Annotated in this window: 10 protein-coding genes and 1 pseudogene; 9 read left to right on the forward strand and 2 right to left on the reverse strand. The window is 75.5% G+C overall.

What is annotated here, in order from left to right; genetic code table 11:
* Together ABZU46_RS27880 and ABZU46_RS27885 are read right to left on the reverse strand one after the other, a co-directional pair.
* A pseudogene (locus ABZU46_RS27880) lies at positions 1–477 on the reverse strand (monooxygenase); the annotation flags it as partial.
* Positions 474–962 (reverse strand): YbaK/EbsC family protein, encoded by a 489-nt coding sequence (locus tag ABZU46_RS27885; RefSeq protein ID WP_354862371.1) that lies wholly within the window; start codon positions 960–962, stop codon positions 474–476. The pseudogene ABZU46_RS27880 and the gene ABZU46_RS27885, both read right to left, overlap by 4 nt.
* Positions 963–1,415: 453 nt before the next feature.
* Between ABZU46_RS27885 and ABZU46_RS27890 the strand changes: the two genes are divergently transcribed.
* From ABZU46_RS27890 to ABZU46_RS27930, 9 genes are all read left to right on the forward strand, one after another.
* Positions 1,416–1,865, forward strand: a complete 450-nt coding sequence (locus ABZU46_RS27890; protein ID WP_354862373.1) for an SAV_6107 family HEPN domain-containing protein — start codon at positions 1,416–1,418, stop codon at positions 1,863–1,865.
* Between the two features lie 101 nt (positions 1,866–1,966).
* Positions 1,967–2,692: a hypothetical protein gene (locus ABZU46_RS27895; protein WP_354862375.1), complete on the forward strand. Its 726-nt coding sequence runs from the start codon at positions 1,967–1,969 to the stop codon at positions 2,690–2,692.
* A complete protein-coding gene (locus ABZU46_RS27900; protein ID WP_354862376.1) occupies positions 2,689–4,365 on the forward strand; it encodes a DNA polymerase Y family protein in 1,677 nt (558 codons plus the stop codon). The genes ABZU46_RS27895 and ABZU46_RS27900 overlap by 4 nt, the downstream gene beginning before the upstream one ends.
* Before the next feature lie 228 nt (positions 4,366–4,593).
* Positions 4,594–7,971: an error-prone DNA polymerase gene (locus ABZU46_RS27905; RefSeq protein WP_354862378.1), complete on the forward strand. Its 3,378-nt coding sequence runs from the start codon at positions 4,594–4,596 to the stop codon at positions 7,969–7,971.
* A gap of 97 nt (positions 7,972–8,068) precedes the next feature.
* Entirely contained in the window at positions 8,069–8,245 is a 177-nt protein-coding gene (locus ABZU46_RS27910; RefSeq protein ID WP_354862384.1) for a hypothetical protein, read from the forward strand.
* Entirely contained in the window at positions 8,242–9,012 is a 771-nt protein-coding gene (locus tag ABZU46_RS27915; protein ID WP_354862385.1) for a methyltransferase domain-containing protein, read from the forward strand. The genes ABZU46_RS27910 and ABZU46_RS27915 overlap by 4 nt, the downstream gene beginning before the upstream one ends.
* Positions 9,009–10,181 (forward strand): nucleotide pyrophosphatase/phosphodiesterase family protein, encoded by a 1,173-nt coding sequence (locus ABZU46_RS27920; protein ID WP_354862380.1) that lies wholly within the window; start codon positions 9,009–9,011, stop codon positions 10,179–10,181. Before ABZU46_RS27915 ends, ABZU46_RS27920 begins: the two co-directional genes overlap by 4 nt.
* 62 nt (positions 10,182–10,243) lie before the next feature.
* A complete protein-coding gene (locus tag ABZU46_RS27925; protein ID WP_354862382.1) occupies positions 10,244–11,503 on the forward strand; it encodes a DNA polymerase IV in 1,260 nt (419 codons plus the stop codon).
* A gap of 116 nt (positions 11,504–11,619) precedes the next feature.
* Entirely contained in the window at positions 11,620–12,015 is a 396-nt protein-coding gene (locus ABZU46_RS27930; protein WP_234590673.1) for a DUF3040 domain-containing protein, read from the forward strand.
* The last annotated feature ends 199 nt before the right edge of the window (positions 12,016–12,214 follow it).

Consider the following 12,214-nt stretch of genomic DNA (forward strand, 5'->3'; position numbering starts at 1 on the left):
CGGGATCGCCCGCCAGACGGGGGCCGCCCGGCGGGCCCGTAACCGGGCCCGGGTCAGCGCCAGCACCGGGCCGGTGACCCGGCCGCCCGGCGGCTCGCCGAACGGTCGCTGGCCGGACCACTCGCCCCGGCTGCTCAGCGGGCGCAGGTCGACCCGGGCCTGGGCGTGGGCGATCCGCGCCCAGGCGCGTCCGACCGGCGAGTCGTCGAAGCCGGCCGCCGCGGCGGGGGAGTCCCAGACGGTCAGCGCCGCCCACCGGGTCAGGTCGGCGTCACCCGGCCCGAAGCCGGTGCCGGTCCCCGTGCCCAGCAGCTTGCCGAACCGGACACCCGGCAGGGCCCGCAGTCGACGTGGGTCCACCGCCATCCGGGTCAGCGCCCGGGGCAGCGCGCCGCGGGAGGTCCGCCACACGTGCAGGGTGACCAGCTCCGGTACGGCGCTGCTGTGCCGGCCGGTTCGCTCGCGCGGCTCGCTCACGCCACCTCGGCCGGGACGCCGGCGGTGACGCGCAGCAGCTCGGCGTAGGTGGTCGGGAAGACCGCCTGCGGTACGCCGCCCGCGGCCCAGATCTGCGGGTACGCCGCCAGCGCGGTGTCCACCAGGGTGCGCAGCGCCTGCGGGTGCCCGAGCGGGGCTACCCCACCGATCGGCTGCCCGGTGTGCTTCCGGACGAACTCCGGGGTGGCCCGGCGCAGCCGGGTGACTCCGATGGACGCGGCGAGGCCGGCGGTGTCGACCCGGTGCGCGCCGGAGGTGAGCACGAGCAGCGGCGCGTCGTCCGCGTCGAAGATCAGCGAGTTGGCGATCTGGCCGACCTCGACGCCGAGCGCCTCGGCCGCGGCTGCCGCGGTGTGCACCGCGTCGGGCAGCAGGCGGACCGTGCTGGGCTGGCCGGCGCCGTCGCGCGCACCGGCGACGTCGAGTGCGTCCTGCACCGCCCGTACGTTCGGGTGTGGCTGCATGGGGACATTCTTCCCGGTCCGCCGGCGCCGGTTCACTCCGGTGCGTACGGACGGCGAGCCTCGGCGCGTCACACGTTGCATTTTCGTCGGAGGGGAGGTGTACTGTCAGGAGCAGTTAGAACGAGTGTTCGATTGCCTCGAACGCCCGTTCCAACCAGCCGGAGCGCGGTGTTTCGCGGCGCCAGCTCCGGGCGGTGTGGCTTCGCGGGCCGCACCTGGGTTTCCGGGCAGTCGCGAGCCCGGTCCCGTCAGGCAGGAGCGTCGCTCGCCGCCCACGACCCCCGGGCGGCGGGCGACGAACCCGCCGGTACGCCGGCCGGGTGTGGTGTGGGGAAGCATCCACACCCGGCCGGCCACCCCCGGTGCGTCTTCCTCCGCACCACCCGACCTCGGCGTCTCGTCGGCGGCACCACTGCCCCGGCCGACGCCCCGGCCATGTGGAGGAGACAGTCCATGCCGACCAACCCGGCTCAGGCACCGACGGTGCCGGCGCACGTGCTGCCGCACCGCACCCCTGCCCAGCTCCTCACCCTGGCCCGCCGTGGGCTGGTCGAGGCCGGCCAGACCCGACCTGACGGCCTGCGCTATGCGGCCGCCCACCTGGCGGCGCTGCGTGCGGCGGCCGCCCTGCTCGCCGCCCGGGCCCGGCCCGCCCCGAGCCGGCGCAACCGGATCACCAGCGTCTGGGTCCTGCTCTGCGCCGTCGCCCCCGAGCTCGACGAGTGGGCCCGGTTCTTCGCCGCCGGGGCCGGCAAACGAGCCGCCGCCGAAGCCGGCATCCCCCGGGTGGTCAGCGCCCGGGAGGCAGACGATCTGCTCCGCGCCGCCGAACAGTTCGTCACGGTGGTGGAGACCGCGCTCGGCGTGGCACACCAACCGGCCCTGGACGGCCTCGCCGCATGAGCCCGCCGTGACGCCGACCGCCTGGAAGGGAAGCCGGGCGGCCGGCGTCACGGTGCGTCGGTCCTGATCTGTTCCACAGCAACGACGGGGGAGTTGGTCCAATGGCGGGCCGCATGGTGGTCGGTTCCGCCGCACTGGCCGATCTGGTACGCCCAGCGAGCGCACCCGATCCGGTCGGCGGCCACCGGGTGCTACCGGTGGCGCCCGAGCTGACCGGCCTGCTGCCCAACCGGGGCCTGCGCCGCGGCAGCACGATCGCGGTCGTCGCTGGTCAGCCCCGACGCAGTGGCGGCACCTCGCTGGTGCTGGCCCTGCTGGCCGAGGCGTCCCGGGCCGGTTCGTGGTGTGCCGTGGTCGGAGTGCCGACGTTCGGCGCGGGTGCGGCAGCTGAGCTGGGCATCGCCCTGGACCGGCTGGCCCTGGTGCCGAATCCCGGCCCCGAGTGGGCCACAGTGGTCGCCGCGTTGATCGACGGGGTGGACGTCGTGGTCACCGCCGTACCCGCCTCGGTCTCCGCCTCGGTCGCCACCCGGCTGGCCGCGCGGGCCCGGCAGCGCGGCAGCGTACTCGTTCCGTACGGCCGGTGGGACGGCGCGGACGTGACGTTGCAGGTGGTCCGTGGGGTCTGGGAAGGGCTCGGCCAGGGCCGGGGGCGGCTGCGTCGCCGGGAGGTCACCGTCTCGGCGCGCGGGCGCGGAGCGGCCGCCCGCCCCAAGGAGATCAAGGTCTGGCTTCCCGGTGCCGAGCTCACCCGGGTCATTCCCCGGGCGGTGCGGTCGACCGTGGGCCGTCCGTCCGTGCCGCTCGCCCTGGTCGGGTCGGGGTGACCGGCTCGCCGATCCGGACCCTGCTGCTGTGGTGCCCGGACTGGCCGGTGCTCGCCGCCGAGATCGTCGACGGGGTGCCGGCCACCGGTCCGGTCGCCGTGTTGCACGCCAACCGGGTGGTCGCCTGCTCCGAGCGGGCCCGCGCCGAGGGCGTGCGCCGAGGGCTGCGCAAGCGGGAGGCGCAGGGCCGTTGCCCGCAGCTCACCGTCGTGGAGTACGACCCCGGCCGGGACGCCCGGGCGTTCGAGCCGGTGGTCGCCGCGCTGGAGGAACTGGTCGCCGGCGTCGAGGTGGTCCGCCCGGGCGCCTGCGCGGTCGCCGCCCGGGGCCCGAGTCGTTACCTCGGCGGTGAGGAGGCGGCCGCCGAGCGGCTCATCGAGCATGTCGCCCAGTCCTGTCTGGTGGAGAGCCAGGTGGGCATCGCCGACGGGGTGTTCGCCGCGGGGTTGGCCGCCCGCGCCGGCCGGGTGGTGGCGCCGGGCGGAACACCGGCGTTCCTGGCCGGGATGCCGGTCGAGGCGCTCGGTCGGTCCGCACTGGCCGATCTGCTGCGCCGGCTGGGGGTGCGGACCCTCGGCGACTTCGCCGCGCTACCGGCCGGTGACGTGCTGGCCCGGTTCGGGTTCGACGGCGCGCTGGCCCACCGGCTGGCCGCCGGCCGGGATCACCGCCCGCTCGCCGTCCGGCAGCCGCCGACCGACCTGACGGTGACCTCCGCGTACGACGAGCCGATCGACCGGGTCGACGCGGCGGCGTTCGCCGCCCGCGCGCTGGCCGAGCAGTTGCACGACCGGCTCGCCGGGCACGGGCTGGCCTGCACCCGGCTCGGCATCGAGGCGGTCACCGAGCACGGGCAGGAGCTGCACCGGGTGTGGCGGCACGACGGCCTGCTCACCGCCGCCGCCATCGCCGACCGGGTGCGCTGGCAGCTCGACGGTTGGCTCTCCGGCAGCAACGGCCGCGCCGGTGCCCGACCGGCCCGGCCGACGGCCGGCATCATCCGGCTGCGGCTGATCCCGGACGGGGTGATCGCCCAGGCCGGCCTGCAGACCGGCCTCTGGGGGGAGACGGGCGAGGAGCGGGAGAGGGCGCACCGGGCATTGAGTCGGGTGCAGGGCATCCTCGGCCCGGAAGCGGTGGTCACGGCGGTGCTCGGCGGTGGGCGTTCCCCGGCCGACCAGGTGCGCCTGGTGCCGTGGGGCGACGAACGGCTCCCCGCCCGGCCGGGCCCGCCGGCCGTTGCCGGCGCCGACCCGGCCCCCGGTGGTGACCGGGCCGGTGGTGACCGTGCCGGTGGTGACCGGGCCGGTGGTGCCGGTCGGCCTGCTGACCGCGGCGGGGGCGTTCCGCCGTGGCCGGGCCGGCTGCCGCCGCCCGCGCCCGCCGTGGTGCTGCCCAGCCCGCTCGCCGCGACCGTGCACGACGCCACCGGCGAGCCGGTGGTGATCAGTGCGCGGTTGGCGGTGAGCGCTGTTCCCGCCCGGCTGGTGGTCGGCGACGGCCGACCGGCGGAGATCGTGGGCTGGGCCGGGCCGTGGCCGGTGGACGAGCGCTGGTGGGCGCCGGCCGAGGCTCGCCGTCGGGCACGGTTCCAGGTCAGCCTCGCCGACGGCACCGCTCTGCTGCTCGCTGTGGAGTCCGGGCAGTGGCTGGTGGAGGCGATCTATGACTGAGTCAGGTTGGCCCATGACCGGCGTTGGCCGGGAGGCAGATGTCCTGATGAGCGGTATGACTGTGAGTCATAAATATGACTCACAGTCATACCGCTCATGGTGGCTGTTGCCGCTGGCGGGGTCGCGCACCGCCGGGCGGCTGGTCGGTCGTGCCACCGCCGTCGGGCCGGCAGAAGCGGCCGGCGCGGTCCGAGCGGGCGGCGCGGTCCGAGCCGGCGGAGGGGCCGGATGAGCTTTCACAACCCGAAGATGCCCTGGTCGGAGCTGGAGCGGGTGCTCTCCGGCCGGGCCAGCGGCGGCTCCGGCGGCGGGCGGTCGCGCGAGGAGCGGCACCTGCACGTGGTGGACCCGCTCGCCGTGGACGCCGACGGTGGGGACTCCCCGGCCTGGAGTCGCCGGCGCGAGCAGTACCAGCCGCCGGAGCTGCCCCGCCCCGACGGCGTGGTGCCCTACGCGGAGCTGCACGCGCACACCAACTTCAGCTTCCTCGACGGCGCCAGCCATCCCGAGGAGCTGGCCGAGGAGGCGGCCCGGTTGGGGCTCACCGCGCTCGCCGTCACCGACCACGACGGCTTCTACGGGGTGGTCCGCTTCGCCGAGGCGGCCCGCACGCTGGGCCTGCCGACCATCTTCGGCGCGGAGCTGTCCCTCGGGCTGCCCGGCCCGCAGAACGGCGAACCCGACCCGCACGGCGCGCACCTGCTGGTGCTCGCGCACGGCCACGAGGGGTACGCCCGGCTGGCCACCACCATCGCCCGTGCCCAACTGCGCGGCGGGGAGAAGGGCCGCCCGATCTACGGGGACCTGGAGGAGGTCGCCGCCGAGCTGCGCGACCACGTGCTGGTGCTGACCGGCTGCCGCAAGGGGCACGTGCCGGGCGCGCTGCTCACCGAGGGGGTGGACGCGGCGGCCCGCGAACTGGACCGGCTGACCGCGCTGTTCGGCGCGGAGACGGTGGCGGTGGAGCTGACCGACCACGGGCATCCCGTCGACGCCGACCGCAACGACGCGCTCGCCGACCTGGCCGCCGCGGCCGGGCTGCCGACGGTGGCCAGCAACAACGTGCACTACGCCAGCCCCGGTCGGCGTCGGCTGGCCACCACTGTCGCCGCCGTCCGGGCCCGGCGCAGCCTCGACGAGATCGACGGCTGGTTGCCCGCGGCGGCCACCGCCCACCTGCGCAGCGGCGCGGAGATGGTGGCCCGGTTCGCCGCGTACCCGGGCGCGGTGGCGCGGGCCGCCGAGTTCGGCGCCGAGCTGGCCTTCGACCTGCAACTGGTCGCGCCGCAACTGCCGGCGTACCCGGTGCCGCCGGGGCACACCGAGATGAGCTGGCTGCGCAAGCTGACCGCCGACGGGGCACACGAGCGCTACGGGCCGCCGCAGGCGCACCCGACGGCGTACGCGCAGCTCGACCACGAGCTGAACATGATCGAGGAGCTGGGCTTCCCCGGCTACTTCCTGGTGGTCTACGACATCGTCACGTTCTGCCGCGAGCAGGACATCTACTGCCAGGGCCGGGGTTCGGCGGCCAACTCGGCGGTCTGCTACGCGCTGCGGATCACCAACGTGGACGCCGTCCGGCACCGGCTGCTCTTCGAGCGGTTCCTCGCCCCGGAGCGGGACGGCCCGCCGGACATCGACGTGGACATCGAGTCCGACCGCCGGGAGGAGGTGATCCAGCACGTCTACACCCGCTACGGCCGGGAGCACGCCGCCCAGGTCGCCAACGTCATCTCCTACCGGCCCCGGTCGGCGGTACGGGACGTGGCCAAGGCGTTCGGCTTCTCACCCGGTCAGCAGGACGCCTGGAGCAAGCAGATCGACAGGTGGGGCTCGGTCGCCACGGTCGACGTCGAGGGCATCCCGGAGCAGGTGGTGGAGTACGCCAACGAGCTGCAGACGTTCCCCCGGCACCTGGGCATCCACTCCGGCGGCATGGTGATCTGCGACCGTCCGGTGATCGAGGTCTGCCCGGTGGAGTGGGGGCGGATGCCCGGCCGCAGCGTGCTCCAGTGGGACAAGGACGACTGTGCCGCCGTCGGCCTGGTGAAGTTCGACCTGCTCGGCCTCGGCATGCTCTCCGCGCTGCACTACGGCTACGACATGATCGGGTCCCGGCTCGACCTCGGCGACATGACGCTGGACGACCCCGAGGTCTACGACATGCTCTGCCGGGCCGACTCGGTCGGGGTGTTCCAGGTGGAGAGTCGCGCCCAGATGGCCACCCTGCCCCGACTCAAGCCCCGCGAGTTCTACGACCTGGTGGTCGAGGTGGCGCTGATCCGACCGGGTCCGATCCAGGGCGGTTCGGTGCACCCGTTCATCCGGCGCAAGAACGGTCAGGAGCCGGTGACCTTCGCCCACCCGTTGATGCGCAACGCGCTGGAGAAGACCCTGGGTGTGCCGCTGTTCCAGGAGCAGTTGATGCAGCTCGCCATCGACCTGGCCGGTTTCGACGCGGCCGAGGCCGACCAGCTGCGCCGGGCGATGGGGGCGAAACGCTCGGTCGAGCGGATGACCCGCATCGCCGACCGGCTCTACGCCGGGATGGCCGAGCGGGGCATCACCGGCGAGCTGGCCGACGACGTCTACCGCAAGCTCACCGCGTTCGCCAGCTACGGCTTCCCGGAGAGCCACGCGATGAGCTTCGCCTACCTGGTGTACGCCAGCTCGTGGCTCAAGCGCTACCACCCGGCGCCGTTCCTGGCGGCGCTGCTCAACGCCCAGCCGATGGGCTTCTACTCCCCGCAGACCCTGGTCGACGACGCCCGCCGGCACGGGGTGGAGGTCCGCCGCCCGGACATCAACGCCAGCGGGGCGCTGGCGGTGTTGGAGTCCACCCCGGACACCCGGTGGGGCAGCGGGCCGGGGGAGCCGCCGCACGCCTGGGGACTGGGCGGCCCGGCCGTCCGGCTCGGACTGTCCAGCGTGCGTACCCTCGGCGCCGAGGTGGCCGAGCGGATCGAGGCCGAGCGGGCGGCCGGCGGGGCGTACCGCGACATGCCGGATCTGGCCCGGCGGGTCGGTCTCACCGCCGCGCAGCTGGAGGCGCTGGCCACCGCGGACGCCTTCGCCTGTTTCGGGCTGACCCGGCGGGAGGCGCTCTGGGCCGCCGGCGCGGCGGCCCAGGACCGACCGGGCCGGCTGCCCGGCACGGTGACCGGCGCGGCGGCGCCCACGCTGCCCGGCATGGAGGCGGTGGACCGGCTGGTCGCCGACGTGTGGGCCACCGGGTTGTCGCCGGAGAGCCACCCGGCCCGGTTCATCCGGGGGCAGCTCGACGTGCTCGGCGCGGTGCCGATCGCCCGGCTCGGTCGGGTGGAGCCGGGCCAGCGGATCCGGGTCGGCGGCATCGTCACCCACCGGCAGCGCCCGGCGACCGCCGGCGGGGTGACCTTCCTCAACCTGGAGGACGAGACCGGGATGCTGAATGTCACCTGCTCACCGGGGCTGTGGCAGCGTTACCGGCGGGTGGCCCGCACCAGCGCCGCACTGGTGGTCCGGGGGCGACTGCAACGGCACGAGGGAGTGACCAACCTGGTCGCCGACCGGCTGGACGCGATCGAGCCGCCGGTCAGCCCCGCGTCCCGTGACTTCCGCTGATCCAGTGATCCACATTACGGTTTTCGGCGTCGCCGGGCGGGAGACTCGTCCTGAGCGGGCAGAGCGGCCCGTGATCCGTGAGGGGGAATGACAAGTGATGGGGAACCACACGTACACCGGCGGCGGAATCGCCAACGCCCGGCGGACCCGGCTGGGCTCCGGCTGGATGCCGTCGCACCTCACCGACCCCCGCGAGTACGAGGTGACCAACGGTCCGGTGGCCAACGAGCGCCGGTCCCGGGCCGAGGACGCGGTCGAGGGCACCGAGTCCTGACCACTAGGCTCGACCGGGTGGAGCAGACCCGAGGCCGGTTCGCCGGGCCGCCGCTGACCCCCCGTACCGCCGTGATCTGGTCGGTGCTCCGCGCCGAGCTGGACCGGCGCGGCGCCGCCGAGCTGACCGTGCTGGACGTGGGCGGCGGCACCGGCGGGTTCGCCGTCCCGCTGGCCCGCGCCGGGCACCGGGTCACAGTCGTCGACGCGAGCCCGGACGCGCTGGCCGCGCTGACCCGTCGGGCCGCCGAGGCCGGGGTCGCCGACCGGATCGTGGCCGTGCAGGGCGACGGCGACGCCCTGGCCGGGCTGGTCGAGCCGGCCAGCGTCGACCTGGTGCTCTGCCACGCCGTCCTGGAGGTCGTCGACGACCCCACTCCGGTGGTCGCCGCGCTGGCCAGCGCGTTGCGCCCCGGTGGCGCGGCGAGCGTCCTGGTCGCGGGGCGGGCCGCCGCCGTGCTGGGCCGCGCCATGAACGGCCATCTGGAGGTCGCGGCGGCGCTGGCCGCCGACCCGGCCGGCACCGCCGGGCCGCGCGACACGCTGCGCCGCCGCTACGACGCCCCCGGCGCCGCCGCGCTGCTCACCGCCGCCGGGCTGGCGGTCGAGGAGATCCACGGGGTACGCGTACTGGCCGACCTGCTGCCGGCCGCGGTCGCCGACGGGCAGTCCGCGGCCCTGGTCGAGCTGGAACTGGCGCTGGCCGCGCAGTCTCCGTACCGGGACCTGGCCGCCCAGCTGCACCTGTTCGCCCGCCGGCCGGCATGACCGTCGCGCCGGGCGGTGGGCCGCCGCCGCTGGCCGTCCTCGGCCCGGCGCACAGCGGGGACCGGCTCGCCGACGTGCTGCCCAGCGCGCTCGCCGTGCTGGGCGTGCCCGGGTCGACCGACCCGCTCGGGCTGGCCCCCGCCCTGGCCGGGGTACGCCGGATCGCCGTGCTGCTGGTCGACGGGCTCGGCTGGTACCAGGTGCCGACCGCCGCGCCGCACGCGCCGACCCTCGCCGGGCTGGCCGCGACGGTGGGTCGGCCGCTCATCGCCGGTTTCCCGTCCACCACCCCGACGAGCCTGGTGACGCTGGGCACCGGCGTCGCGCCCGGAGCGCACGGGGTGCTCGGCTTCACCGTGCGGGTGCCCGGCACCGACCGGGTGCTCACCCACACCGACTGGACCGCCGACCCGTCGCCGCTGCGCTGGCAGCCGGTGCCCACGCAGCTCCAACGGGCCCGCGCGGCCGGGGTGGCGGTGAGCGTGGTGAGCCGGCCGGAGTTCGGCGGCAGCGGGTTGACCCTGGCCGCCAACCGGGGCGGCGACTTCCGGGGCGCCGCCGGCGTCGACGAGGTGGCTGCCACCATGCTGGCCGCGTTGTCCGCCGGCCCGGGGCCGACCCTGGTCTCCGGCTACCACGCCGACCTGGACCGGCACGGGCACCTCAGCGGACTCGACTCCGCGCCCTGGCGGGTCGCCGCCGCCGAGGTGGACAACCTGCTCGCCCGGCTGGTCGACGGGTTGCCACCGGACGCCGCGCTGCTGGTGACCGCCGACCACGGGCAGCTCGACGTGCCCCTGACGCACCGCTTCGACCTGGACACCGATCCACGGCTGCGCGACGGGGTCCGGGTGGTCGCCGGCGAGGCCCGGGTGCGCTACCTGCACGTCGAGCCGGGCGCGGTCGACGACGTGGTGGCCGCCTGGTCGGCGGTGCTCGGCGACGCGGCGCGGGTGCGTACCCGGGCGGAGATGGTGGCCACCGGCTGGTTCGGGCCGGTGCCGGAGGAGCACCTGGAACGGATCGGCGACGTGGTGGTGACCTGCAACGACACGTACGCCGTCATGGCCAGCCGCACCGAGCGGCCGATGGCGTCGAAGTTGGTGGCGTACCACGGGGCGGACACCGCCGCCGAGCTGACCGTGCCGCTGCTGGTCGTGCGGGGCTGAGCGGCGCGCGGTCCGGCCGGTCGGCCGGTGGTGCTGTCGTACCCCCGGGTTAGCCTGCCGGGATGGGTCGCAGCCAATCGTTGCCCCGGGGCGACGATCCGCGCTTCGGGCCGGACGCCGACGACTCCGCCAGCCCGATCCTGCACGTCGACATGGACGCCTTCTTCGCCGCCGTCGAGGTGCGCCGTCGGCCCGAGCTGCGCGGCCGGCCGGTCGTCGTCGGCGGGGTGGGGCCGCGCGGCGTGGTCAGCTCGGCCAGCTACGAGGCCCGCCGGTACGGGGTCCGCAGCGCGATGCCGACCAGCCAGGCCCGCGCCCGCTGCCCCCACGCGGTCTACCTGCCCCCGGACTTCACCGCGTACACGGCCGCGTCCCGGGCGGTCATGCAGATCTTCCGGGACGTCACCCCGCTGGTCGAGCCGCTCTCCCTCGACGAGGCGTTCCTCGACGTGACCGGTGCCCGCAGACTGTTCGGCTCCCCGGCGACGATCGCCCGGCTGATCCGGCGCCGGGTCGTCGACGAGCAGGGGCTGACCTGCTCGGTCGGGGTGGCGCCCAGCAAGTTCGTGGCCAAGCTGGGCTCCACCCGGGCCAAACCCGACGGTCTGTTGGTCGTGCCTCCGGGGCAGGTCCTCGACTTCCTGCACCCGCTACCGGTGGACGCGCTGTGGGGCGTGGGGGAGCGGGCTGCCGAGACACTGCGCCGGCTCGGCCTGGCCACCGTCGGCGACCTCGCCGCGGCACCGCTGGGCATGCTCCGCCGGGCGGTGGGTGCGGCGTCCGCGGCGCACCTGCACGAGCTGGCCGCAGGGCGTGACCCGCGGCGGGTCACCCCCGAGCACGTCGACAAGTCGATCGGCGCCGAGGTGACCTTCGACGCGGACGTGGCCGACCCGGTGGAGATCCGCCGCGCCCTGCTGGCGCTCAGCGCGAAGGTCGGCGTCCGGTTGCGCGGTTCCGGCCAGGTCGGGCGCACGGTCACCCTCAAGGTGCGGCTGGCCGACTTTCGCACCGTCAACCGCTCCCGCACCCTCGGCGTGCCCACCGACACCGCCCGCGAGATGTTCGACACGGTCTGGGCGCTCTACACCGCACTGGACCCGGGCGAGCGGATCCGGCTCGTCGGTGTCCGGGTGGAAGGGCTCGCCCCGGCGCAGAGCGCTCCCCGGCAGCTCACCCTCGGCGCGCCCGAGCGCGGTTGGCGGGAGGCGGAAGCTGCCGCGGACGCCGCTGCTGCCCGATTCGGGCGGTCCGTCATAGGTCCGGCCAGTCTGATGGGGGACCGTGACGCCCATCGAAAGGAAAATCCGCCCCACCCGTAGGTCGTCCCGCTTTCCGACGCGCGACCCCCCTCGTAGACTTGCGGGTAAGCAGCCGGTTGGCTGCCACGGTCTGTCGGCCCGAGTGGGCCCGACCAACGTGACCGGGGAGGAGTGCCGTGCCGCTCTCGGAGCACGAGCAGCGGCTGTTCGAGCAGATCGAGCGGTCGCTTGCCGAGGACCCCAAATTCGCCTCGGCCGTGCGCGCCAGCGATCCGCGCTTCCACGCGCGGCGTCGCCTGCTCGTCGCTGCCGGCGTGATCATCGCTGGCTTGGCTCTACTGGTCTATGGCGCGGTGATCAAGACTCCACCGCTGGCGGTGGCGGGCTTCGTCGTCATGCTGGCGTCGGCCGCGTTCGCGGTGCAGTCGCACCGGCGGGCGCAGTCACCTGACCTGCACGTGGTGGGTGGCACGACGAGTCGTCGTCCCCGCGGTGGCCGGTCCGGTCGCCGCCGGTCGATCCTGGACCGGATGGAAGACAGGTGGCGGCAGCGCCCGGAGGGGCACCGCTGAGCCCGTCCCGCCGCTGAGGCGGGCCGTACACCGCGACGAGCGGGTCGCCGGGAACGCCCCGGCGACCACTGTCGTATCCGTGCGCCCCGCCACCCTCCCCGACTGCCCGCCGCTTCCCGCGCGCGCCCGCCGCTTCCCGCACGCGCCCGCCGCTTCCCGCGCGCGCCCGCCGCTTCCCGCGCGCGCCCGCCGCTTCCCG

Source organism: Micromonospora sp. NPDC005197, from assembly GCF_040608295.1.
In the GTDB taxonomy this organism is placed as follows: Bacteria; Actinomycetota; Actinomycetes; order Mycobacteriales; family Micromonosporaceae; genus Micromonospora.